Source organism: Variovorax paradoxus (genome assembly GCF_030815855.1).
In the GTDB taxonomy this organism is placed as follows: Bacteria; Pseudomonadota; Gammaproteobacteria; order Burkholderiales; family Burkholderiaceae_C; genus Variovorax; species Variovorax paradoxus_M.
In genome coordinates, this window is record NZ_JAUSXG010000001.1 from 5,759,262 (window position 1) to 5,783,006 (window position 23,745).

Genomic DNA, 23,745 nt, shown 5'->3' on the forward strand with positions numbered 1-23,745 from the left:
CTTGGGGCGGCCCGGCGCGGCGCTCATGCGGCACCCCCGGTCGTGTCGCTCTTGCGCTGCTGCGCGGCCTGCTCGATGGACTTGGCCTTGTCGATCACCTCGCGCTTGTCGGCTTCGTCGACATAGCTGCTGCCGGCGAGCTGGTCTCCGACCACGTCCATTTCTTCCGCGTCCTTCAGGCGCGGCGTCCATGCACCGGTTTTCAGGCACAGCGCGCAGCGCACCATCTCCGCGATGCCCTGCACCAGCAGCACGGCGCCGGCCACTGGGATCACGAACTTGAAGGGGTACACCGGGATCGGGTCGGCATTGAAGGTCTGCTCGCGCATCGCGAGCGATTCACCGAAGTAGGTCCAGCCCGACCAGGTGAGCGCCACCACGCCCGGCAGAAAGAAGATGGCGAACAGCACGAGGTCGAGCGCGGCCTGCGTGCGCGGCTTCATGCTGCCGTAGAAGAAGTCGCCGCGCACATGGCCGGCCTGCGACAGTGTGTAGGCGCCGCCCATCATGAAGAGCGTGCCGTAGAGCATGTTGTTGGCATCGAAGATCCAGGCGGTGGGCGCATTGAGCGCATAGCGCTTGAAGACCTCGCCGCACACCAGCAGCATCAGTGCCACGATGAGCCAAGAGAAGGTCTTGCCCACGACCATGCTGAACCGGTCGACGGCGTGGAGGAAGCGTTGAATGGTCATGACGTTCTAGGTGGGCCCGTTCGTGGAACGCCGCGGACCGGCTTTGCCGGGCCACGGTGTTGCCCCCTGAAGGGTCAGCTCTTCTTCTTGCCGAAGTAGTGGTTGTAGGCCATCTTGAAATCGACGCCGTAGTCGTTCTGCCACTGCAGCGCACGCTCGGCGAACACGCGCTGCGAGTCGAGCACCTTCTTGAACAGCGGGTTCTCTCCGGCCTTCTTCTCCACCGTCTTGTCCCATGCAGCGAGCTGCGCGCGCAGCACCGCATCGGGCGTCTTGTAGAACTTGATGCCGGCTTTCTTCATGTCGGCATAGTCCTGCGAGTTGCGCTGCACCGCCTTCCAACTCATGTCGGCGCTCGCGGCCTGCACGGCGTAGTCGATGATCGAGCGCAGCTCTTGCGACAGCGCGCTGTACTTGCCCTTGTTGAACAGCACCTCGAACTGCTCGCCCGACTGGTGAAAGCTCTGCAGCATGCAGTTCTTCACCACGTCGGGGAAGCCGAGCGTGCGGTCGCTCGATGCGTTGTTGAACTCGGCTGCATCGATCAGCCCGCGGTCGAGCGCGGGCACGATCTCGCCGCCGGGCAGCGGGTTCACGGCCGTGCCCATCTCGGTGAACATGTCCACGGCCAGCCCCACGGTGCGGAACTTGAGCCCCTTCATGTCCTCGACCTTGGCGATCGGCTTCTTGAACCAGCCGAGCGGCTGCGTCGGCATCGGGCCGTAGAGGTACGACACCACCTCCATGTTCAGGCTCTTGTAGATTTCATCGAGCAGCACCTTGCCGCCACCGTAGTTGTGCCAGGCCAGCACGGTGTTGGCGTCCATGCCGAAGCCAGGGCCCGACCCCCACAGCGCGAGCGCCGAGTTCTTGCCGTAGTGGTAGGCCACCACGCCGTGGCCGCCGTCGAGCGTGCCCTTGTTCACCGCCTCCAGCAGCTGGAACGCGGGGACCACGGCGCCGGAGGGCAGCACTTCGATCTTGAGGCGGCCGCCGGCCATGTCGTTGACTTTTTTGGCGAAGTCGCTGGCGTACTCGTGGAAGATGTCCTTGGCCGGCCAGGTGCTCTGGAAGCGCAGCGAAGTGGTCTGGGCCATGCTGACCATGGGCGCCGACATGGCGCCCGCAGCCACGGCCGCGCCCTTGAGAAGGCTGCGGCGGCGGGGTGATTTGCTCTCTGTCATGTTGTCTCTCTCCATACAAGTTCTGACTGAAGAAACCCTGCCCGCCTTCTTGGCGTTATGTTCGGCAGGCCCATCCGCATCTTTGGCGCGCTGGAATATGCGACAAACAGGGTTTTCACGAACTGGTGAAAAATTCCACCATCCGGCGGGGCTCCGGGACAACCCACAGAGGGCTGCTTCCCTGAAGCAGCCCTGTCTATCGAAAGGATTCAAAGACATGACTGAACCCGTTGGGGAAAAGGGCTATGCGGGCGACGTGACGCCCGAACAGGCAGCGCAATGGATGGCGAGCGGCGAGGCGGTGCTGGTCGACGTGCGCAGCGACGCCGAGCGCGAGTGGGTCGGCTACGTACCCGGCGCCGTGCCGCTGGCCTGGAAGCAGTGGCCGGGCATGGCGCTCAATCCGGCCTTCGACGGCGGCATCCGTGCCGCGGGGGAGGACGGCAAGAAGAAACTGGTGCTGCTGTGCCGCAGCGGCGTGCGCTCCATCGCTGCCGCGAGGCGCGCCACCGAACTGGGGCTGGAGGCCTACAACATTCTGGAGGGGTTCGAAGGCAATCCGGACGACAACGGGCACCGGGGCGTGCTCGGCGGCTGGCGCAAGCGCGGGTTGCCTTGGAAGCAGAACTAGGGTTCACCATCAGCGTGCCCAGGTGCCCAGGGCATCGGGTGCTCCGTGCAGCGAAATAAAGGAGGAGCCCGAAGGGCGGGGGACATTCGCGGAGGGGAGTACCCGGTGGCCTGTGCACAAGCCCTGAACAGCAGCGCCAAAAGACAAAAGGCCCACCGTCTCCAGTGGGCCCTTTCAGCGGCGAGTGAATCAGCTCAAAGCGCCGGAATGCGCAGCTTCTGCCCCGGGTAGATCTTGTCCGGGTGGCTCAGCATCGGCTTGTTGGCTTCGAAGATCGCGTTGTACTTGTTGGCATCGCCGTAGTACTTCTTCGAAATGGCGGAGAGCGTATCGCCCTTCACCACGTCGTGGTACTGGGCGGGCGGGGCCGCCGGTGCGACCAGCTTGTTGTCGACGCTCGTCACATTGGCCACGTTGCCCGCGGCGAGCCCGGCCTTTTCGCTCGCTTCCTGCGACGGTGCCTGGCCGGCCAGCGTGACCACGCCCGTTGCGGCTGCATAGGTCACTTCCAGCCCTGTGAGGCCGAGGTTCTGCGTCTCGATGTAGGTCTTGATGGCAGCCGCGGCCTTGGTGTTGGCGTCCGGCTCGGCGGCCTGGGCCGATGAACCGCCGAACAGCTTTTCTCCTGCTTCCTTGATGAAACTCAGCAAGCCCATGGGGTACTCCTTCTGCCTTGGTTGTGGGGAATCGCGACTGTAACGGCGGCGCGTGACCGCGGCGCGTAGTCCCGCGCCGCAAGTGCAAGCGGCGGTAAGCGGCATAAAGTCGCAATAATCCCGCCCATGGCATCCCCCTTCCTTGCGATCGACATCGGCAACACCCGCCTCAAATGGGCTCTCTACGATGCGGCGCATCCGGGGGCCGCTCTCGTGGCGCACGGGGCGGAGTTTCTCGACCACATCGAACGGCTGGCCGACGGCCCGTGGGCCAACCTGCCCGCGCCCGGTTCCATGCTCGGCTGCGTGGTGGCCGGCGATGCGGTGCGCCGCCGTGCCGAGGAGCAGATCGAAGAGCGCTTCGAATGCGCGCCGCGCTGGGTGGTGTCGAGCGTGGCCGAAGCGGGCATCGTCAACGGCTACGACCATCCGACGCGCCTCGGGGCCGACCGCTGGGTGGCGATGATCGGCGCGCGGCACCGCATGCTGGGCACGGGGCCGGCGCGGCCGATGGTGGTGGTGCTGATCGGCACCGCCGTCACGGTGGAAGCGATCGACGCCAGCGGCAAGTTCCTCGGCGGGTTGATCCTGCCGGGCCACGGCATCATGCTGCGCGCGCTGGAGTCGGGCACCGCCGGGCTGCACGTGCCCACCGGCGAGGTGCGCGAATTTCCCACCAACACCAGCGACGCGCTCACCAGCGGCGGCACCTACGCCATTGCGGGTGCCGTGGAGCGCATGGTGCAGCACGTGCGCTCGCACTGCGGCGCCGAGCCGGCCTGCTACATGACCGGTGGCGCGGGCTGGAAGATGGCGCCCGTCATGAACGGGGACTTCGAGCTCGTCGAGAGCCTGATCATGGACGGGCTTCTTGTGATTGCCCAAGCACGAGGCTGACGCCAGCCTGAGAGCTCAAGGGCGCATGAGCGCGTCGGCCACCGCCTGGAACGCCGGCAGCGTGAGCGGGTCGTTCCCCGCATTGCCCGCCACCGGATGCGCGGCATAGCGCACGATCACCATCTCGGCCTTCGGATCGACATAGATGCTCTGGCCGTGGATGCCGCGTGCCATGTAGGCGCGGTGCGGGTTGTTCGTGACCCACCACATGTTGCGGTACGACCAGCCCGGCAGCAGCGCGTAGCCGGCCTTGGCGAACTTGGCGGGATCGCCGCCGCGCGCAATGTCTTCGACCACCGCCTTGGGAATGGCCTGCTGCCCGTTCGGTGCCCGGCCGCCGTTGCGCATGGTCTCGCCGAAGCGCGCGATGTCGCGCAGCACGGTGTTGAGCCCGCCGCCGCCCGATTCGGTGCCGATGCGGTCGACCATGAAGTAGGCGTCCTGTTCGGCGCCGATGCGGCGCCAGATCTTTTCGCTCAGCAGGTCGGCGAGCGGCTGGTTGCTGGCGCGGCGCAGGATCCAGGCGAGCACCTCGGCATTCACCGTCTTGTAGGCAAAGCCGGCGTCATGCGCGCCTTCCTTCTGCAGCGTGGCAAGGAATTCGTAGAACGACTTCGGGCCGGCGTAGTTCGGGCCTTGGGCCAGCATGCCGCCGGCGCGCGCATAGTCCCAGACCTCGGCCTTCGGATCGGCGTAGTTTTCGGAATAGCGCACGCCGATGGTCATGTCCATGACCTGGCGCACCGTGGCGTCGCCGTAGGCCGTGTCCTTGAGCTCGGGGAGGTATTTGGTGACCGGCGCGGACGGATCGAGCTTGCCCTCGTCAGCGAGGATGGCCGCGAGCGTGCCGACGAAGGACTTGGTGACCGACATCGCGATGTGCGGCCGCTCGGGCGTGAGCGCGCCGAAGTATTTTTCGTAGACCACACGGCCGCGGTGCATCACCAGGATGCCGTCGGTGTAGGTGCGCGGGATCATTTGCGCGAAGGTCACGGTCTCGCCCGTACTCCCCAGAGGCTTGAACGTGACGGCCTCGATGTCGTTGCGCGGCGCCGCCGGCAACGGGCTGGCCGTGCCGCTGCCGCGCCACACGTTGGCGGTGGGCACCGTTTCGCGCGCGTGCGAGAAGCTCCAGCGCGTGCGCGGAAACACGCCGCCGGCCGGGTTGTCGAAGGTGATCAGCTTATCGGGCGGCGGCGGAAAGCCCTTCATCCAGCCCATGGCCTCGACCGAAGTGGCCGCGGGGTCGGGTGGCGCGGCGGGCGCGGGCGTCTGTGCGTTGGAGGTGTTCACGGCAAGGAGTGCGAAGGCGGCGGCAAGCGCCGTGCGTTTGAAGAGGGGCATGGGTTTACAAGGCTCCGTTGGAATCGATCATCAACGACCGCTGAAACGCGCGGGGCGGCGTTCGACAAAAGAGCGCACGCCTTCGGCCGCGTCTTCGCTGTTCGCCAGGCGCTTCTGCGTCTCGATGAATTCCGACACCGCCGCGAGCGGCCCGTGTTCCACAGCCTTGATCACGTTGAGCCGGGTGGCCACCACCGCCTGCGGCGCCTGCGCCGCAATGCGCTGCGCAATGGCCAGCGCTGCGTCGAGCTCCTGCCCGGCCGGCACCACCTTCTGAACGAAGTTCAGGCGGTACGCCTCGGCACTGTCGAACTCGTCGGCCGTGAGCAGGTGCAGCATCGCATTGCCCACGCCCGCGCGTTCGGCCATGCGCAGCGTGGCGCCGCCCGTGGCCATGATGCCGCGCTGTACTTCCATCTGCGAGAAGCGGCAGTTGTCGGCCGCCACCACGATGTCCGCGCCCAGCATCAGTTCGATGCCGACCGTGAAGCAGATGCCTTTCACCGCCGCCACCATCGGCTTGCTGCGGCGGCGGTAGCCGGGCAGGCCGAAGTCGTGCGGCTCCACCAGCCCGGCCGGAATCGCCTTCTCGCCGCGCTTCATGTACTCGGTGACCGCGGGCAGGTCCAGGCCCGCCGTGAAGTGGTCGCCGAAGGCATGCAGCACGCCCACGCGCAGGTCCGGGTCGTCGTCGAGCCGGGTGTAGGCCTCGGCCAGCTGCTTGAACATCGGCGGCGTCCAGCCGTTGCGCTTGGCGGGGCGGTTGATGCCGATCAGCAGCACGTGGCCGATGACCTGCGTGTCGATGCAGCCTTCGGCCGGTGGAGCGGCCGGAGTGATGGGGGCGGCGGTCATGGTGGTTGTCTCCTTGTTTTTTTGTTCTTGCCGTGCTCAGTAGGCGTACACGCCGCGTCCGGTCTTGCGTCCGAGCTGGCCGGCCGCGACCATTTCCTTCAAGAGCGGGCAGGGGCGGTACTTGGAATCGCCGAACTGCTCGAGGTACACCTCCATCACGGCCAGGCACACATCCAGGCCGATCATGTCGGCCAGTGCCAGCGGGCCGATGGGCTGGTTGCAGCCCTGCTTCATGCCGGCGTCGATGTCTTCGGCGGTGGCGATGCCTTCGGACAGCACGAAGAAGGCCTCGTTGATCATCGGCACCAGGATGCGGTTGACCACGAAGCCGGGCGCGTTCTTCACGGTGATCGGCGACTTGCCGAGCTTCTCGGCCAGCGCCTTGACGGCGTCGTGCGTGGCGTCGCTCGTGAGATAGCCGCGGATCAGCTCCACCAGCGCCATCATCGGCACCGGGTTGAAGAAGTGCATGCCGATGAAGCGGTCGGGGCGCGAGGTGGCGGCCGCGAGCTGCGTGATCGAGATCGACGAGGTGTTCGACGCGATGATGACTTCGGGCGCCACCAGCTCGTCGACCTGCTTGAGGATCTTGAGCTTGAGCGCGTGGTTCTCGGTGGCGGCTTCGATCACCAGTTGCGCACCCTTCAGGTCCTCGTAGTTCGTCGAGCCCTTGATCAGCGCGAGCGCCGCGGCCTTCTGCTCGGCCGTGAGCTTTTCTTTCTTGATCAGCCGGTCGAGGCTGCCCGACACGGTGGCCAGGCCCTTGTCGACGGCCGCCTGGGCGACGTCGATCATCACCACGTTCACGCCGGACACCGCGCAGGCCTGCGCAATGCCATTGCCCATTGTTCCGGCGCCGATGATGCCGACGGTCTGGATCGTCATGAGAAAACTCCTTGAATAAAAGGAAAACTGGGGAAGGGGCGGGTGGCGCGAGGGCCGCCGCCGCGGCAGGAGATCGATTGTGAAGCAGCCCCGCCAAGCCGCTGTTGCCGCGAGCGACACGGGCGCCGCCGGGTGGCTTACAGTGCGGCGATTGCTTTTTCTTCTCTCTTTTCGACTCCGACCATGACCACCCTCGGCACCCCTCTTTCCCCTTCCGCCACCCGCGTGATGCTGCTCGGCTCCGGCGAACTCGGCAAGGAGGTGCTGATCGCCCTGCAGCGCCTCGGCGTCGAAACCATCGCGGTCGACCGCTACGAGAACGCGCCCGGCCAGCAGGTGGCGCACCACGCGCGCACCATCACCATGAGCGACCCCGAGCAGCTCAAGGCGCTGATCGAGGCCGAGAAGCCCATGCTCGTGGTGCCCGAGATCGAGGCCATCGCCACGCCGATGCTGCAGCAGCTCGAAGACGCCGGCGTGGTGCGTGTGATTCCCACGGCTCGCGCCGCCCGCCTCACGATGGACCGCGAAGGCATCCGCCGCCTGGCCGCCGAAACGCTGGGCGTGCCGACCAGCCCCTACAAATTCTGCGACTCGCTGGCCGAACTGCAGGCTGCCATCGACGAAGGCATTGGCTACCCCTGCATCGTCAAGCCCGTGATGAGCAGCTCCGGCAAGGGCCAAAGCAAGATCGACGGCCCGGCCGACGTGCAGAAGGCCTGGGACTACGCCATGGCCGGCGGCCGCGTGAGCCACGGCCGCGTGATCGTCGAGGGCTTCATCGACTTCGACTACGAGATCACGCTGCTCACCGTGCGTGCGAAGGATGAGGCCGGCGCCGTGCAGACGCAGTTCTGCGACCCGATCGGCCATGTGCAGGTGAGCGGCGACTACGTGGAGAGCTGGCAGCCGCATCCCATGGCGCCGGCCGCGCTGCAGAAGGCGCAGCAGATCGCACAGGCCGTCACGGCCGACCTCGGCGGCCAGGGTCTCTTCGGCGTCGAGCTGTTCGTGAAGGGCGACGAGGTGTGGTTCAGCGAAGTCAGCCCGCGTCCGCACGACACCGGCATGGTGACCATGGCCACGCAATGGCAGAACGAGTTCGAACTGCATGCGCGCGCCATCCTCGGCCTGCCGGTCGACACGTCGCTCAAGAGCCCGGGCGCCAGCGCGGTGATCTATGGCGGCGTGGACGCGACGGGCATCGCGTTCGACGGCGTGGCCGAGGCGCTGCAGGTGCCCGGCAGCGACATTCGTCTGTTCGGAAAGCCCGAGAGTTTCGCCAAGCGCCGCATGGGCGTGGCGCTGGTGCATGCGGCCGACACCGACACCGCCCGCAAGCTCGCCAAGGAAGCCGCCGCGCGCGTGAAGCCGCGCAGGACCTGAGGAACGGCGCCGCCCAAGCACAGCCAGTTTTCGCAAGCGGCGCCGGACGCCTGCGGGCATCGTGCGGATGAGATCGGGAGAACGTCCGCCCGACCCACCGGAGACACCATGCTGCACCCCCAGGCGCGCGCCTTGCTCGATTTCATCGAGGCGCGCGGCATTCCGCCGACCCACACGCTTTCGCCGGCCGACGCACGTGCGTTCTATCGCGACCGGCGCGCCGCCACCCAACCCGACGCCCCGCCGGTTGCCCAGGTCCGCGAGCTGAGGGCCGAAGGGCCGCACGGCACCATCCCGGTGCGCCTCTACCGCTCGCTGGGGTCCACGGCCGATGCGCTGCTGCCGGTGCTGGTCTACTTTCACGGCGGCGGCTGGGTCGTCGGCGACCTCGACACGCACGACGTGCTGTGCCGGGAGCTCGCCAACGGCGCCGGCTGCGCAGTCGCATCGGTCGACTACCGCATGGGCCCGGAGCACCGTTTTCCCGCCGCCGTCGACGACGTGCTGGCCTCTACCCGTTGGGTGCGTCGCGGGGCTGCCGCGCTGGGGCTCGATGCGGGCCGCCTCGCGGTAGGCGGCGACAGTGCGGGCGGCAACCTCGCCGCGGTGGCAGCCATTGCGGCGCGCGATGCCGGCGACCTGCCCATCGCCTTTCAGCTGCTGATCTATCCCGCCACGGACATGCGCCGCGGCCACCCCTCGCACCAAGCCAATGGGCAGGGCTACCTGCTGACCCGCGACACGATGGCGTACTTCCACGATCACTACATCGACGACGCGCGGCACGACCTCGACTGGCGCGCGTCGCCGCTGCTGCACGCCGATCTTTCGGGCCTGCCGCCCGCGCTGGTGCTGACGGCCGGCTACGACCCGTTGCGCGACGAAGGCCTGGCTTACGCCGAGGCCCTGACCGCCGCCGGCAACCGCGCCGCCCACGTCTGCTTCGAGCGCCAGATCCATGGCTTCATCACCATGGGCAAGGTGCTCGACGAGGCCGCGACGGCCATCGCGCTGTGCACCGCCGAGCTTCGCCGCGCGCTCGCAGCGGCCTAGGGAAAGTCCCCGCGCAAATGGACGCCGCGCAGCCGGCCCTCGCCGCTACGATCCAGCGAACGCAAGGCCGCTTCCCGGCTGGCGGCGGTCCGATGCAGGAGACAGACACCATGCAGCGATCGAACACGACGCGGCCAGGCAGCGGCGCCGGGACGCGCGGAGAACGCCTGATGTGGCTCACGCGCCAGCGCGTGTTCTACGCAGGGCTGCTCGGCGCCGCGTCCGAACGCACGCTGGGCGGACACGGCGTGTACGTGTCGCCGGCCGGGGCGCCGCCGAACCGCTTGCGCGTCGGCGGCGGTGCCTGGCAGACGGGCGAACTGCTGGTGGTGCCGCCGCAGGTGCCGCACCGGGTGGAAAGCGCGCACTCGCTCATCCTCAACCTGCTGATCGAATCGGAGTCTGTCGATCCCGCGCGCATGCCGGGTTTTCTGCAGCACTGCGGGCCTGTCGATGCACCGGAGTTCGTCCGGCGCATGCGCGATACGCACGCGCACCTGCTGGCGATTTCGGGCCGCCAAAGTTTCGACGGTTTCGATTTCGACCGGCTGTTCTTCGGCGAGGCACTGGTGCCGCGTGTGCTCGACGCGCGCATTCGCAAGGTCATCGACGCCATCAACGCCGACCCGGCTGCGCCCGCCTCGGCCGAAGACTGCGCGGCTTCGGTGCACCTGTCCTTTTCGCGCTTCCTGCACCTGTTCAAGCAGGAAACCGGCATGGCGTTTCGCGCTTTCCGGGCCTGGAAGCGCGCGCGCAGCCTGCTGCGCTACGTGCGCCAGACCGGCACGCTGACCGACATCGCGCTGGACACCGGCTATCCCGATTCGACGCACTTCAGCCATTCGATCCGGCAGGTCTATGGCCTGAAGCCGAGCGACATCCTGGCCGGCTCGCGCCGCCTGGCGCTGCACGACGTGGCCGGCGGCTTCAGGCAGTAGGCGCAAGGAGGCCCATGCAGATTCTTCAACTCCTGCTGTCGGGCATTGCGCAAGGTTGCATCTATGGGCTGATCGCGCTGGGCTTCGTGCTGATCTACAAGGCCACCGAGACCGTGAGCTTCGCGCAGGGCGACCTGATGATGCTCGGCGCCTTCGGCGCGTTCGCCGGCATGTCGCTGATCGGCCTGCCGTTCTGGCTCGCGGCCGTTCTCGCGGTGGTGGCGATGGCGGCCTTCGGCGTGCTGCTCGAGCTGGTGGTGATCCGCCCGATCCTCGGCCAGCCGCAGTTCTCGATCGTGATGCTGACCATCGGCATTGCCTACGTGGCGCGCGGACTCATCACCATGGTGCCGGGCATCGGCACCGACACTCACACGCTGCCGGTGCCCTACAAGGACCAGATATGGAAGCTGGGCGGCCTGGTGGTCAACCTCGAGCAGCTGGCGATCATCGTCGCCACCGCCATCCTCTGTGCCCTGCTGTTCGCGATGTTCCGCTACAGCAAGCTCGGCATCGCGATGCAGGCCTCGTCGCAGAACCAGCTTGCGGCCTACTACATGGGCATTCCGGTGAAGCGGCTCAACGGGCTGGTGTGGGGCCTCGCGGCTGCGGTCGCCGCCATTGCGGGCATGCTGCTCGCGCCCATCACCTTCGTGCACGCGAACATGGGCTTCATCGGGCTCAAGGCCTTTCCGGCCGCGGTGGTGGGCGGCTTCGGCAGCCTGCCGGGTGCCATCGTCGGCGGGCTGGTGATCGGCATCGTCGAATCGTTCGCGGGCTTCTATCTGCCGGACGGCTTCAAGGACACGGCGCCGTACATCGTGGTGCTGCTGATGCTGATGATCAAGCCCAACGGCCTGTTCGGCGAGAAGCTGCGCAAGAAAGTCTGAACGTTCATGCGCTTCATCTTCAAGACCAGCTACGACCAGGACATCCGCCTTGCGCGGCATGGCGGCCATGTGTTCTGGTACGGCTTGCTGGCCGCGTTCCTCCTCGTCGCGCCATGGGTAATCGATGAGTACTGGCTCGCGCAGCTGACCTTCGTGCTGATCTACGGCATCGTCGGCCTCGGGCTGATGCTGCTGGCGGGCTTTACCGGGCAGTTTTCCATCGGCCATGCGGCGTTTCTCGGCGCGGGCGCCTATACGCAAGGCGTGCTGACCAACCTGGGCGTGCCGTTTCCGCTGGCGCTGCTCGCGGCTGCAGCGCTGTCGGCGGGGGTGGGCGTGGTGGTGGCCTTGCCGGCCTTGCGCGTGAAGGGCATCTATCTCGGCATCGCCACGCTGTCGTTCGGCTTCATCGTCGAGGAAGTATTCGCACGCTGGGAGAGCGTCACCGGCGGCAATGCGGGTCTGCATGTCAAGTCGCCCCAGCTCTTCGGCTGGTCGCTGGGGTCGGGCAACGGCTTCTACTTTCTGTGCCTGGTGGTGGCGGTGCTGAGCACGCTCGGCATCCTGAACCTGCTGCGCTCGCCGACGGGCCGTGCCTTCGTCGCCATTCGCGATTCGGAAATATCGGCGCAGAGCATGGGCATTCACCTGGCGCGTTACAAGACGATGTCGTTTGCGATCTCGGCCGCGCTCGCGGGTCTGGGCGGCGCGCTGTACGCGCACAAGCTCAGTTTCATCTCGCCGGACCAGTTCAACATCCTGCAGTCGATCGACTTGCTGCTGATGGTGGTGATCGGCGGGCTGGGCTCGGTGCATGGCGCGTTCCTGGGCGCAATTTTCCTGATTGCGATGCCGCAGCTGATCTCGATGGGCAAGGACTGGCTGCCGGCGGTGGTCGGCCAGGCGCCGGGGCTGCAGGGGCTGGTGTACGGCATGGTGCTGATCGCCTTCGTGCTGTTCGAGCCGCTGGGCCTTTACGGCCGGTGGCTCAAGATTCGAACCTGGCTGCAGCTCTTTCCGTTCTACCGCCGGGGCTTGTTCAAGCGGCAGAAGTCGTTCACCAAGTCGGACCGGTTGAGATGAGTGGCGACATCCTTCTTTCAGCGAAGGACCTGAGCGTGCGCTTCGGTGGTGTGCTCGCGGTCAACAAGGTGAGCTTCGATGTGCGGCGCGGCGAAGTGTTCACGCTGATCGGGCCGAACGGCGCGGGCAAGACGACGGTGTTCAACCTGATCAGCCGCATCTACACGCCGACCATGGGCGAGATCACGTGGCACGGCGAAGCAGTCGGGCCTGTGGCCTTGACGCAGCAGGCACCGCACACCATCGCCGCGCTGGGCATTGCACGCACCTTCCAGAACATCGAGCTCTTCGAGCACGCGACGGTCTTGCACAACCTGCTGATCGGCCGCCACACGCACCGGCAGACGGGGTTCTGGAGCGAGGTGTTCTTCACGCCGGCCACGCGGCGTGCCGAGATCCAGGCGCGTGAGAAGGCGGAGCAGGTGATCGAACTGCTGGACTTGCAGCACCATCGCGATTCGATGGTGGCCGGTTTGCCCTACGGCGTGCGCAAGGTGGTGGAGCTCGCGCGTGCGCTGTGCACCGAGCCCAAGCTGCTGCTGCTTGATGAGCCCTCGTCGGGGCTCAATGTCGAAGAGACGGCCGACATGGCGTTCTGGATCCAGGACATCCAGCATGAACTGGGCGTGTCGGTGCTGATGGTCGAGCACGACATGTCGCTGGTGTCGAAGGTGTCGGACCGGGTGCTCGCGATGAACATGGGCGAGGTGCTGGCCACCGGCACGCCGCGCGAGGTGCAGGCGGATGCGCGGGTCATCGAAGCCTATCTTGGGACCGTCGACGATGTGAGCAGTTTGAGGAGGGTGGCGGCGTGAACGCTTTGTCCGCTGCTTCGTTCGAAACGCCCGGTATGCGGCACGGCGCGGTCGCCCCCACTATGCCGGCCGCTTCGCGGCTCCCCTGCGGTGCTCGCGCTTCGCGGGGTCTCGCAGAACTCGCTTCGCTCAAACAGCTGCGAGCCCTGATCCGCGAAACACTGCGCTCCTCGGCGGCACAGAGGGGGCGCCCGCCCCGCACCGCACACCGGGCTTGGGAGTGGAGGAAACACCCCAAGCGTGTCCACGGCGTCGGGGCCCGCCCGGGGCAGGGGCCCCAACGCCGCTCCCCCAGCGAAGGAGCCCGCACGTGACCGACGTCGTCCTCCAGCTGCTCAACGTGGAAAGCGCCTATGGCCCCATCAAGGCCATCCGAGGCGTCAGCCTGACGGTCAGGCAAGGCGAGATCGTGACGGTGCTGGGCTCCAACGGCGCGGGCAAGACAACCATCCTCAAGACCATCTCGGGAATCATCGACCCTAGAAAAGGCAGCATCGAATTCCAGGGCAAGGACATCACCGCCAAAGATCCGGCCTATATCGTGCAGCAGGGCCTGAGCCACGTGCCCGAGGGGCGCGAGGTGTTCCCGCTGCTGTCGGTAAAAGACAACCTGCTGATGGGCGCTTACACGCGCAAGGACCGCGATGGGGTGATGCGGGACATGGAGAGCGTCTACAGCTACTTTCCGATCCTGCGCGAGCGTGCCATCCAGGACGCCGGTCTGCTCTCGGGCGGCCAGCAACAGATGCTCGCCATATCGCGCGCCATCATGGCCGCGCCGCATCTCATCCTGCTCGACGAGCCCAGCCTCGGCCTCAGTCCCAAGCTGACGAAAGAGATCTTCGAGATCGTCGTGCGCATCAACCGCGAGCGCGGCACCACCATTTTGCTGGTCGAGCAGAACGCCAACATGGCGCTCAACGCCTCCGACCACGGCTACGTGCTCGAGAACGGCCGCATCGTGATGGAAGACACCTGCGAACGCCTGCGCGAGAAAGAAGACATCAAGGAGTTCTACCTCGGCGTCAAGGACGACGGGGTGCGCGGCGAGCGGCGCTGGAAAAAGAAGAAGACCTGGAGATGAGCGATGAGCGCCGCGCCGGGCCGCCCCAAGCAAGCTCGCTCCCGCCTGGCGGGAAGGCGCGTAGCGCCAAGGGTGCATCAATGACCACAACTGCCTTGCGCGCTCCCGCCGGCCTCTGGGACTTGGCGCACCTGCAGCCGAAGCCCGGCATCGTCGTGCCCGGCGACACCATTCCCGCCGTGTTCTGGAAGGCCGTGGAACTGCGCGGCGACAAGGTCTGGATGCGGCAGAAGGAATTCGGCATCTGGCGCAGCTGGACCTGGAAGCAGACCGCCGGCGCCGTGCGCGAAATCGCCGGAGGCCTGCTGGCACTCGGCTTCGGGCCGGGCGAGTGCGCGTCGATCCTCGCCAACACGGTCATCGAATGGGTGCTCTGCGACATTGCCGTGCTCAGCTGCGGCGGTGTGTCGAACGGCATCTACCCCACCGACGCGGCCTCGCAGGTTCACTACCTTTGCGAGGATTCGCGCACCACCGTGCTCTTCGTCGAGGACGACGAGCAGCTGGACAAGGCGCTCGAAGTGCGCGCGCGCCTGCCGCTGTTGCGCAAGATCGTCGTGTTCGACATGGAAGGCCTGCGCGAGCTCGACGACCCGGGCGTCATCAGCCTCGACGCATTGCGTGCGCTGGGCCGGGAGTACCTGCAGGCCCATCCTCAGGTGATGGAGCAGCGCATTGCTGCATGTCGAGCGGAAGACCTGGCCATCCTCGTCTACACCTCGGGCACCACCGGCAAGCCCAAGGGTGCCATGCACAGCCACCGCGGACTGGTGTACACCATGCGCGGCTACAACTCCCTGCTGGCGCAAGGCGAAGGCGACGAGCGCATGTGCTTCCTGCCGCTGTGCCACATCGCCGAGCGCATGGGCGGCGAGTACTTCGCGATGTACACCGGCTCGATCCTCAACTTCGTCGAGAACCCCGAGACGGTGCCCGAGAACGTGCGCGAGATTTCGCCCACGGTGTTCACGGCCGTGCCGCGCGTGTGGGAGAAGTTCTATTCCGGCGTGATGATCGCGCTGAAGGAGGCGAGCCGGCTGCAGCAGGCCGCCTACGGCTGGAGCATCGGCGTCGGCCAGCAGATTGCCGAACGCGTGCTCCAGGGCCAGCCGATAGGCGCGGGTCTGCGGCTCAAATTCCGCATGGCGCGTTGGCTCGCGCTGGACAACGTGCGCAAGCTCATCGGCATCCACCGCGCGCGGTTTCTCGTGACCGGCGCGGCGCCGATCTCGCCCGACCTCGTGCGCTGGTACCTCGCGCTGGGCGTGCCCATGCTGGAGGTGTGGGGCATGACCGAATCGTGCGGCGCCTCCACCGGCGTGCCGCCGTCGCGGATCATGCCGGGCTCGATCGGGCCGGCCACCAGCTACAACGAGGTGCGGCTCGACCCGCAGACCGGCGAAATCCTGGTGCGCGGGCCCAATGTCTTCATGGGCTACCTCAACCTGCCCGAGAAAACGGCCGAAACCATCGACGCGGACGGCTGGCTGCACACCGGCGACGTCGGAACGGTCGACGCGGGAGGGTATTTCCGCATCACCGACCGCATGAAGGACATCATCATCACGGCAGGTGGAAAGAACATCACGCCGAGCGAGCTGGAGAACGAACTCAAGTTCAGCCCCTACATCACCGATGCGGTGGTGATCGGCGACAAGAAGCCCTACCTGACGGTGATCGTGATGATCGACCAGGAGAACGTCGAGAAGTTTGCGCAGGACCACGATGTGCCTTTCAGCAACTACGAAAGCCTGACGCGTGCGCAAGAGGTGCTGGACCTGATCCAGGGCGAGGTCGACCGCGTCAATGCCAAGTTTGCGCGGGTCGAGCAGATCAAGAAGTTCTTCCTGCTCGAAACGCAGTTGAGCGCCGAAGACGAAGAGCTCACGCCGACGATGAAGCTCAAGCGGAAATTGGTACAGGCCAAGTACGCCGGGCGCATCGAGGCGATGTACCGCTGACGGCCGCGCCGAACCGTTTTTGTCAAACCCGAGGAGACAACGCAATGACGAAGCTCAAGACAGTGACGACTCTGGCCGTGCTGGGCCTTGCCGCAACGTTCGCGTCCGCGCAGCAGCAACAGGGCGTGAGCAAGGACGAGATCCGCATCGGCACGATCCAGGACCTTTCGGGGCCGCTCGCGGGCTTCGGCAAGCAGTCGCGCAACGGCATGCAGCTGCGCGTGGACGAACTCAACGAGCAGGGCAGCATCAACGGCCGCAAGCTCAAGCTCTTCGTCGAGGATTCGGGCTACGACCCGAAGAAGGCCGTGCTCGCGGCGCAGAAACTGGTCAACCAGGAAAAGATCTTCATCATGGCCGGCCACATCGGCACGGCGCAGAACATGGCGGCGATGCCGGTGCAGTTCGAGAAGAACATCGTCAACTTCATGCCCATTACCGCGGCGCGCGAAATGTACGAGCCGCTGAACCGGCTCAAGTACTCGTTCGCGGCCACCTACTACGACCAGATCCGCCTGGCGCTGCCCAAGATGATCAAGGACAAGGGCGCCAAGAAGGTCTGCACCATCTACCAGGACGACGAGTTCGGGCTCGAAGTGCAGCGCGGCGCCGAGGCGGGCCTCAAGACGGCGGGCATGGAGCTGGCCGAGAAGACATCGTTCAAGCGCGGCGCCACCGACTTCAGCTCGCAGCTCGCAAAGATGAAGGCCGCCAACTGCGACCTCGTGGTGCTCGGCACCATCATCCGCGAAACCATCGGCACGGTGGGCGAGGCGCGCAAGACCGGCTTCAACCCCACTTTCCTGGGTTCGAGCGCGTCGTATACCGACCTGATCCACAAGCTCGGCGGCAAGGCGATGGACGGCGTCTACGCCACCATGACGGTGCAGAACCCCTACACCGACGAGCAGTCGCAGCCGCTGCGCTTCTGGGCCAACAAGTACAAGACCAAGTTCAACGAAGACCCGACGGTGTTCTCGGTGTACGGCTACGTGATCATCGACTCGTTCATCAAGGCGGCGCAAAAGGCCGGCCCCGGCCTCTCGACCGACAGCTTCATCAAGGCCATGGACAGCATGACCTTCGAGCCCGACATGTTCGGCAGCCCGAAGAGCAGCTACACCGCGACCAAGCGCCTGGGCAACGACCAGTCCCGTTTGTCCCAGATCAAGGACGGGAAATGGGTCGTCGTGTCTGACTATGTGACACCATGACGGGCACGATGCCCAATTACTGGTTGATGAAATCCGAGCCCGACGAGGTCTCGATCGACGATGCGCTCGCCGCGCCCAACGCTACCGTGGCGTGGACCGGCGTGCGCAACTATCAGGCACGCAATTTCATGCGGGACGGCATGAAGGTCGGAGACGGCGTGCTGTTCTACCACTCGAGCTGCCCTGAGCCCGGTATCGCGGGCCTCGCACGCGTGGCCTCGGGCATCAAGCCCGATCCGACGCAGTTCGACGCGAAGTCGCCGTACTACGACGCAGCCTCGAAGAAAGAGGAACCGCGCTGGCTGCTGGTCGACGTGCAGGCCGTGCGCAAGACCCGGCTGCTCGCGCTGCCCGAGCTGCGCGCCAAACCCGAACTGGCCGAGCTGGTCGTGCTGCGCAAGGGCAACCGTCTGTCGATCACGCCGGTCGAGCCTGCACACTGGAAAATCATCGAGAAGATGCTGGCCTGACCTGAACCCTTCAGGCCACGCGCTGAAGAATGGGGAACAGCTTGCCGAGCCCGTCGGCCATGACCTCGACCGCGAGCGCCGCAAGGATCAGGCCCATGAGCCGCGTCATGATGTTGATGCCGGTCTTGCCGAGCACGCGCGCAATCGGCTGTGCGAGCGAAAAAGCCAGCGCGGTCGCCAGCGCCACCACCACGCCGTAGCCGACCAGCAGGCCAAGCTCCCACAGGTGCTGCGTCTTGTCGGCATAGATCACCACGGTGGAAATGGTGGCCGGCCCGGTGAGCAGCGGAATGGTGAGCGGCACCACCGCGATGGACGCGCCCATGGAGGCCTTCACTTCGGTGGCGCGCAGCTCCTCGACGTTGGTCTTGCTCTCCGCCGGCTTGGCATTGAGCATCGACAGCGAGCTCATGAGCAGCAGCAGGCCTCCGCCCACCTGAAAGCTGGCAATCGAGATGCCGAAGAACGCCAGCAGCTGCAGCCCGATCAGCGCGCTGACTGCAATCACCACGAACGCGCTGAAGGCCGACATGCGCACCGTGTGCCGCCGCTGCGCATCGGAATACCCCTGCGTGTAGTGGATGAAGAACGGCACGATGGCCAGCGGGTTGACGATGGCCACCAGCGTGACCAGCGGCTTGATCAGGTCCATCGAGGTGCTCATGCTCACCGTCCTCCGGTCACGTCGAGCAGGGCCATGGTGGTGTAGCTGGCCTCGGGCGACAGCAGCCACAGGATGGCGCCAGCGATTTCCTCCGGGCTGCCGGTGCGCTTCATCGGCACGGTGGGCGCGAGTTCGAAGGCGCGGTCGGGCATGCCGCCGGAGGCGTGGATTTCGGTGTCGATGAGGCCCGGACGCACGGCATTGACACGAATGCCTTCGTCGCCCACTTCCTTGGCCAGGCCGATGGTGAAGGTGTCGATGGCGCCCTTGCTGGCCGCGTAGTCGACGTACTGGCCGGGCGAGCCGAGCCGCGAGGCGCCGCTGGAAACATTGACGATGGCGCCGCCCGATCCGCCGTGCCGCGTGCTCATGCGCCGCACCGCTTCGCGCGCGCAAATGAAACTGCCGATCACGTTGATGCGGAACATGCGCTCGAGGCGCGCCACGCTCATTTCGTCGACACGGGCCTGCACGTCGACGACGCCGGCGTTGTTGACCAGCGCGGTGAGGCGCCCGAGCTTGGCGTCGACCTTCTCGAACATGGCGATGACCTGGGCTTCGTCGCCCACGTCGGCCTGCACGGCCATGGCGGTTCCGCCGTTCGCGCGAATGCTGCGGACCACCTCGTCCGCCGCGAGCGAGTTGCTCGCATAGTTGACGGCCACCGCGTAGCCGCGCTGCGCCGCGAGCAAGGCGGTGGCGGCGCCAATGCCGCGGCCGCCGCCCGTGATCAAGAGTACCTGGTCCAAATCCGACCTCCTGCAGGAAAACTGCGTGTCAGTTAAAACGGTTGGCTTGGATTACATCATCGAGGGCGAGCGCATGAGCAACGGCAAGACGATTGACTACTACTTTGCGCCCCAGAGCCCATGGACTTATCTGGGTCATACCCGGTTCGAGGCGATTGCAGCAGCGGCCGACGCCACGGTGCGGGTGCGGCCGATCGACCTGGGGAGCGTGTTTCCCGTTTCCGGCGGACTGCCGCTGGGCAAGCGCGCGCCGCAGCGGCAGGCCTACCGGCTGGTCGACCTGACACGCTGCTCCCGGCATCTGGGCCTGCCGCTGAATCCCAAGCCCAAGTTCTTTCCGGTCGCGAGCGACGACGCGGCGCGTCTCATCATCGCGGTCGACATCAACGACGGCGCCAAGGCCGCCATGCGCATGTGCGCTGCGGTGTTTGCCGCAGTGTGGGTGCAGGAGCGCAACATTGGCGACCCGAACGTGCTCGAAGCGCTGGTCGCTGAATGCGGACTGCCTGCCAAGCGCTCGGAGCAGTCGCAGAGCCAAGCGGTGCAGGAGCGCTACGAGGCGTACACGCAGGAAGCCATCGACATCCAGGTGTTCGGCGCGCCGAGCTATGTCATCGACGGCGAGATTTTCTGGGGCCAGGACCGGCTCGACTTCGTCGAGCGCGCACTGCAGCAACCGCGGTAGCGCAACTCGCTCGTTCATTCATTCATTCATCCATTCATCCATTCATCCATTCATCCATTCATCCATCAGTCACGCATTCGCAATTCAAGGAGCAAGCAACATGGGCCAATTCATCGATCTCACCGCCAAGGACGGCTTCGTTTTTCCGGCCTACGTGGCCGAACCGGCCGGCAAGCCGCGCGGCGCGGTGGTCGTGGTGCCGGAGATCTTCGGCGTCAACTCGCACATCCGTTCGGTGGCCGACGGCTATGCGGCGGACGGCTATCTCGCGGTATCGCCCTCGACCTTTCATCGCGTGAAGCCCGGCGTCGAGATGGGCTACAGCGACGAGGACATGAAGGCCGGCTTCGCGCTCAAGACCGCGGTCGAGGCGCTGCCCGCGCCCGGCGTGCTGCAGGACATCGAAGCCGCCATCGCCTATGCGGCCAAGGCCGGCAAGGTGGGCATCGTCGGTTTTTGCTGGGGCGGCCTCTTGGTCTGGCGCGCCGCGAGCCTGCTTCCCGGGCTTGCCGCCGCGGCGCCGTACTACGGCGGCGGCATGACCACGCCGGAAGAAACCGCGCGCCAGCCCAAGGTGCCGGTTCTGGCGCATTTCGGTAACCAGGATCACTGGATTCCGTTGGACACCATCGAAGCCTTCAAGAAGGCGCACCCCGAGGTGGAAGTGCATGTCTATGAGTCGGGTCACGGCTTCAACTGCGATCAGCGCGGCTCGTACAACGCCGAGGCTGCCCAGCTGGCGCGTGCACGCACGCTCGAGTTCTTTGCCAGGCATGTCGGCTGAATAGCCGGCCGGCCGCAGCCGAGGCAAGCGCCTCGGCCACCCGAGACCCGGCCCCGGCCGGGTTTTTCTATTTCTTGCGAGATTGCGGCCCGGTGCCGATGCGGGTCTGGAGAAAGTCGAGCAGCGCACGCAGAGCGGCGCTGTTGTGGCGCCGCTGCAGATAGGCGGCCGAGAGCCACATGTCCTTGCGCGCATAGCCCTGCAGCACCGGCACCAGTTCGCCGCTGTCGATGTGCGACTGCACGAGGATGGAGGGCAGGTAGATCACGCCGAAGCCGCGCATCGCGACCCGGATCAACGGCGCGCCCTCGGTGCAGTCCATGCGGCTTTTCACCGGCACATCGAGCGGCTGGCCGCCTTCGTCGAAGCGCCACACGGGCTGGGCGCCCAGCAGGGAATGGGTGAGCGCGTCGTGGCCGGCAAGGTCGCGTGGATGCGCGGGTTCACCGTGCTTTTTCCAGTAGACCGGCGAGGCGCAGACCACCATCTCCATCAGCATGAGCTTGCGCACGATCAGGTTGGCATCCGCGACCGGTCCGCTGCGAATGTCGACGTCGATGCCTTCTTCCGCAAGATCGACCGTGCGATTGGTCAGCTGCAGGCTGATGCTCACGTCCGGGTAGTAGCGCATGAAGTCGGCCAGCAGGCCGGGGAATTCGCCGTTGCCCATGCCGTGCGGCGCCGAAATGCGGAGGCGGCCGCCGGGCTGCCTGGCGCGTTCCTGCAGTTCGGCTTGGGTGAGTTCCACCATCTCGAGCACCGGGGTGCTGCGCTCGAGCAGCAATTGCCCTGCGTCCGTCAGGCTCACCGAACGCGTGGAACGGTTGAGAAGACGCACGCCGAAGCGCGTTTCGAGTTCGGCCACATACTTGCTGACGGTGGCTTTCGACATGTCGAGCTTCTTGGCCGCATGCGAGAAGCTGCCGTGCGAAGCAACCTCCCGGAAGGTTCTGATCAGATCGAGACTGTCCATGTCAAAGCGCCTATTGTTTCTGTTCCGGGAACGGCAAGCGCCGATTTTCCAGCGAGCACGTTCAATCAGCTGCTTGCCTTTGGGCTGTCATTGTTTCAATAGAGGAAACACGGTGTCTCTGTTCCACGTGTTTTCCCGAGGTCATTCAGTTGGAAACTCGCCGCACAGGTGAGCAACCAGCGAGCCTGGTGGACGAACCATCCAACGAACAAGGAACTGAAAATGAAGACCTCGCACATCCTCGCCGCCGCTGCCCTGACCCTTTTGGCCGCCACCGGCGCCCAAGCCGAATCCTACGATGGCGTGAACACCGCCGTCTCGACCAAGAGCCGCGACGAAGTCAACGCCGAAGCCGTGCGCACCGCATCGGCTCCGAACCAGAACGTGACCCGCGGTTCGCGCGGCCCGGAAACGGTCGCCGTGTCGAAGGACCGCGCGCTCGTCGAAGCCGAAGCCGTTCGCACTGCCTACGCTCCCGACCAGAACGTGACCGGCGGCTCGCGCGTCAACAGCAAGGTCATCTCGACGATGGCCCACCCGATGGACGCACGCGTTCAAGCCCAGCAAGGCTCGGGCGCCGTCGCCAAGTAATTGAAGCCGCCCTTCGGGGCTGCCGAGATGCAAAAGGGCCACGCGAAAGCGTGGCCCTTTTTCGTTGTGGTGCGGATGGGCCGAGATCAGCGCGTGCGGGCCAGGTAGCGCTTGCGCCAGAACACCAGCACCAGCACCAGCGCAATGACCAGCATTGCGGTCATCGCGATCCAGAAGCCGTCCGCCTTGTGCACGAGCGGAATGAACTCGAAGTTCATGCCGAAGATGCCGGCGATGAGATTGAGCGGCAGGAAGATGGCGGTCAGCACGGTGAGCACCCGCATGATGTCGTTGGCGCGGTGCCCCTGCACGCTGAAATGCATCTGCACCGCGGTTTCCGCGTTCTGCTCGAGCCGATGCACATGGTGCACCACGCGTTCGATGTGCTCGAGCACGTCGCGGCTGCGCACCATGATCAGTTCCCGCTCGCGTTGTTCCACTTCGCCCTTTGGAGAAGGCAGCGTTTCCTGCGAATCGATCCAGTCCTGGATGGCGGCGCGCTGGTCTTCGCAGATTTCGTCCAGGTGATGCAGCGACTGCCGCGCTTCCATCAGCGCGCCCCAGTTGGTGAAGCGGCTGCGCGGATCGATCAGCTCGGTCTGCCAGTGGTCGAGTTGGCGCGTGAGCTCTCGGCGCATGTCCAGGTAGCCGTCGACGATCTGGTTGACGACGCGCAGCATCAGGTCGGCGGTGCCGGTGGGCACGCGGGCCGAGGTGGCGCGCACGTCGAGCGCCGGGGCGCCCTTGTCGTCCGGCGATCCGGCGGCGAGCAGGCGGGCGGCAAAGGCGTCGCGCACCGCGCCGTCTTCGGGGTGCACCGACAGCAGCACGCGGTCGAACAGTGCAAAACCCACCGGACGGGTGTCGACCCGGCGCAGCACCGGAGGGCCGCGGCGCGACGGTGTGGGAAGGGGCGGTTCGCCAGCCGTGGTCCCCTTGCCATTGCCCAGGGCGGCTTGGCCGGGGCCCGCGGAGAGGCGCCGGAACACCAGCACGTCGTACTGCGAGGTGAAGTCGTAGTGCGAAGGCAACTGGTCGTTGAGCAGGTCGGCCACGTGCAGGTCGACCAGCTGGGTCAGGCAGAGGGACTGCAGGATCTGCTGAACCTCCGCCAGTGATGCGCGAAACTCGTCCCGCGTGAGCGAAATCCAGACGTAGCCTTGCGCGCCGCAGGCGCCCGGCACCGTGAGCGGCGCCAGCGCCGGATGCTCGCTCACTTGCGAGCGGTTGATTTCGAAAATGCGCATGGCCGGCCTGTCGC

The 23,745-nt window shown here is 66.0% G+C and carries 25 protein-coding genes; 15 read left to right on the top strand and 10 right to left on the bottom strand.

Going from position 1 to position 23,745, the window contains the following annotated elements:
- Positions 1-23 precede the first annotated feature (23 nt).
- Together QFZ42_RS27325 and QFZ42_RS27330 are read right to left on the bottom strand one after the other, a co-directional pair.
- Positions 24-692, bottom strand: coding sequence for a TRAP transporter small permease subunit (locus QFZ42_RS27325; RefSeq protein ID WP_307703972.1), 669 nt, complete (start codon positions 690-692; stop codon positions 24-26).
- A gap of 74 nt (positions 693-766) precedes the next feature.
- Complete coding sequence (locus QFZ42_RS27330; RefSeq protein WP_307703973.1) at positions 767-1,876, bottom strand: TRAP transporter substrate-binding protein; 1,110 nt, start codon at positions 1,874-1,876, stop codon at positions 767-769.
- Between the two features lie 217 nt (positions 1,877-2,093).
- Here QFZ42_RS27330 and QFZ42_RS27335 point away from each other — a divergent pair, with 217 nt between their 5' ends.
- A complete protein-coding gene (locus QFZ42_RS27335) occupies positions 2,094-2,507 on the top strand; it encodes a rhodanese-like domain-containing protein (RefSeq protein ID WP_307703974.1) in 414 nt (137 codons plus the stop codon).
- Positions 2,508-2,701: 194 nt separating this feature from the next.
- Here QFZ42_RS27335 and lysM read toward each other — a convergent pair whose 3' ends face one another.
- Positions 2,702-3,163 (bottom strand): peptidoglycan-binding protein LysM, encoded by a 462-nt coding sequence (gene lysM / locus QFZ42_RS27340; protein WP_307703975.1) that lies wholly within the window; start codon positions 3,161-3,163, stop codon positions 2,702-2,704.
- Between the two features lie 126 nt (positions 3,164-3,289).
- Here lysM and QFZ42_RS27345 point away from each other — a divergent pair, with 126 nt between their 5' ends.
- Positions 3,290-4,060 (top strand): type III pantothenate kinase, encoded by a 771-nt coding sequence (locus tag QFZ42_RS27345; RefSeq protein WP_307703976.1) that lies wholly within the window; start codon positions 3,290-3,292, stop codon positions 4,058-4,060.
- 15 nt (positions 4,061-4,075) lie between these two features.
- Here QFZ42_RS27345 and QFZ42_RS27350 read toward each other — a convergent pair whose 3' ends face one another.
- The 3 genes from QFZ42_RS27350 to QFZ42_RS27360 are packed head-to-tail and all read right to left on the bottom strand — an operon-like array spanning position 4,076 to position 7,144.
- Positions 4,076-5,404 (bottom strand): serine hydrolase domain-containing protein, encoded by a 1,329-nt coding sequence (locus QFZ42_RS27350; RefSeq protein ID WP_307703977.1) that lies wholly within the window; start codon positions 5,402-5,404, stop codon positions 4,076-4,078.
- Between the two features lie 30 nt (positions 5,405-5,434).
- Positions 5,435-6,259: a crotonase/enoyl-CoA hydratase family protein gene (locus tag QFZ42_RS27355; RefSeq protein ID WP_307703978.1), complete on the bottom strand. Its 825-nt coding sequence runs from the start codon at positions 6,257-6,259 to the stop codon at positions 5,435-5,437.
- Between the two features lie 36 nt (positions 6,260-6,295).
- Positions 6,296-7,144: a 3-hydroxybutyryl-CoA dehydrogenase gene (locus tag QFZ42_RS27360; RefSeq protein WP_307703979.1), complete on the bottom strand. Its 849-nt coding sequence runs from the start codon at positions 7,142-7,144 to the stop codon at positions 6,296-6,298.
- Positions 7,145-7,327: 183 nt separating this feature from the next.
- Between QFZ42_RS27360 and purT the strand changes: the two genes are divergently transcribed.
- The 10 genes from purT to QFZ42_RS27410 all read left to right on the top strand — a co-directional run bounded on the left by purT (position 7,328) and on the right by QFZ42_RS27410 (position 18,038).
- A complete protein-coding gene (purT, locus tag QFZ42_RS27365) occupies positions 7,328-8,530 on the top strand; it encodes a formate-dependent phosphoribosylglycinamide formyltransferase (protein ID WP_307703980.1) in 1,203 nt (400 codons plus the stop codon).
- A 108-nt stretch (positions 8,531-8,638) separates the two neighbouring features.
- Positions 8,639-9,583, top strand: coding sequence for an alpha/beta hydrolase (locus QFZ42_RS27370; RefSeq protein WP_307703981.1), 945 nt, complete (start codon positions 8,639-8,641; stop codon positions 9,581-9,583).
- A gap of 110 nt (positions 9,584-9,693) precedes the next feature.
- The gene (locus tag QFZ42_RS27375) at positions 9,694-10,521 is read left to right on the top strand and encodes a helix-turn-helix transcriptional regulator (RefSeq protein WP_307703982.1); all 828 of its coding nucleotides are present in this window, start codon (positions 9,694-9,696) and stop codon (positions 10,519-10,521) included.
- Between the two features lie 14 nt (positions 10,522-10,535).
- Positions 10,536-11,411 (top strand): branched-chain amino acid ABC transporter permease, encoded by an 876-nt coding sequence (locus tag QFZ42_RS27380; RefSeq protein ID WP_307703983.1) that lies wholly within the window; start codon positions 10,536-10,538, stop codon positions 11,409-11,411.
- 6 nt (positions 11,412-11,417) lie between these two features.
- Positions 11,418-12,494 (top strand): branched-chain amino acid ABC transporter permease, encoded by a 1,077-nt coding sequence (locus QFZ42_RS27385; RefSeq protein WP_307703984.1) that lies wholly within the window; start codon positions 11,418-11,420, stop codon positions 12,492-12,494.
- Positions 12,491-13,309: an ABC transporter ATP-binding protein gene (locus QFZ42_RS27390; protein ID WP_307703985.1), complete on the top strand. Its 819-nt coding sequence runs from the start codon at positions 12,491-12,493 to the stop codon at positions 13,307-13,309. The genes QFZ42_RS27385 and QFZ42_RS27390 overlap by 4 nt, the downstream gene beginning before the upstream one ends.
- Before the next feature lie 310 nt (positions 13,310-13,619).
- Positions 13,620-14,393 carry an ABC transporter ATP-binding protein gene (locus QFZ42_RS27395; protein WP_307703986.1) on the top strand — a complete coding sequence of 258 codons (774 nt, stop codon included), beginning with the start codon at positions 13,620-13,622 and terminating at the stop codon, positions 14,391-14,393.
- Positions 14,394-14,473: 80 nt separating this feature from the next.
- Positions 14,474-16,354, top strand: coding sequence for an AMP-dependent synthetase/ligase (locus QFZ42_RS27400; protein WP_307703987.1), 1,881 nt, complete (start codon positions 14,474-14,476; stop codon positions 16,352-16,354).
- Positions 16,355-16,398: 44 nt separating this feature from the next.
- Positions 16,399-17,568 carry an ABC transporter substrate-binding protein gene (locus QFZ42_RS27405; protein WP_307703988.1) on the top strand — a complete coding sequence of 390 codons (1,170 nt, stop codon included), beginning with the start codon at positions 16,399-16,401 and terminating at the stop codon, positions 17,566-17,568.
- An 8-nt stretch (positions 17,569-17,576) separates the two neighbouring features.
- Positions 17,577-18,038: an EVE domain-containing protein gene (locus QFZ42_RS27410; protein ID WP_307704318.1), complete on the top strand. Its 462-nt coding sequence runs from the start codon at positions 17,577-17,579 to the stop codon at positions 18,036-18,038.
- Between the two features lie 10 nt (positions 18,039-18,048).
- Here QFZ42_RS27410 and QFZ42_RS27415 read toward each other — a convergent pair whose 3' ends face one another.
- Together QFZ42_RS27415 and QFZ42_RS27420 are read right to left on the bottom strand one after the other, a co-directional pair.
- Entirely contained in the window at positions 18,049-18,702 is a 654-nt protein-coding gene (locus QFZ42_RS27415) for a MarC family protein (RefSeq protein ID WP_307703989.1), read from the bottom strand.
- A 2-nt stretch (positions 18,703-18,704) separates the two neighbouring features.
- Entirely contained in the window at positions 18,705-19,451 is a 747-nt protein-coding gene (locus tag QFZ42_RS27420; protein WP_307703990.1) for an SDR family oxidoreductase, read from the bottom strand.
- Between the two features lie 73 nt (positions 19,452-19,524).
- On the opposite strand from QFZ42_RS27420, the gene QFZ42_RS27425 reads away from it, so the two are divergent.
- Both QFZ42_RS27425 and QFZ42_RS27430 read left to right on the top strand, forming a co-directional pair.
- Positions 19,525-20,136 carry a 2-hydroxychromene-2-carboxylate isomerase gene (locus QFZ42_RS27425; protein ID WP_307704319.1) on the top strand — a complete coding sequence of 204 codons (612 nt, stop codon included), beginning with the start codon at positions 19,525-19,527 and terminating at the stop codon, positions 20,134-20,136.
- Positions 20,137-20,236: 100 nt separating this feature from the next.
- Entirely contained in the window at positions 20,237-20,920 is a 684-nt protein-coding gene (locus QFZ42_RS27430; protein WP_307703991.1) for a dienelactone hydrolase family protein, read from the top strand.
- Positions 20,921-20,987: 67 nt separating this feature from the next.
- On the opposite strand, the gene QFZ42_RS27435 is transcribed toward QFZ42_RS27430, so the two are convergent.
- Complete coding sequence (locus QFZ42_RS27435; protein ID WP_307703992.1) at positions 20,988-21,893, bottom strand: LysR family transcriptional regulator; 906 nt, start codon at positions 21,891-21,893, stop codon at positions 20,988-20,990.
- Between the two features lie 222 nt (positions 21,894-22,115).
- On the opposite strand from QFZ42_RS27435, the gene QFZ42_RS27440 reads away from it, so the two are divergent.
- Complete coding sequence (locus tag QFZ42_RS27440; RefSeq protein ID WP_307703993.1) at positions 22,116-22,484, top strand: DUF4148 domain-containing protein; 369 nt, start codon at positions 22,116-22,118, stop codon at positions 22,482-22,484.
- 86 nt (positions 22,485-22,570) lie between these two features.
- Here QFZ42_RS27440 and QFZ42_RS27445 read toward each other — a convergent pair whose 3' ends face one another.
- Positions 22,571-23,731: a magnesium transporter CorA family protein gene (locus QFZ42_RS27445; protein ID WP_307703994.1), complete on the bottom strand. Its 1,161-nt coding sequence runs from the start codon at positions 23,729-23,731 to the stop codon at positions 22,571-22,573.
- Between the last annotated feature and the right edge of the window lie 14 nt (positions 23,732-23,745).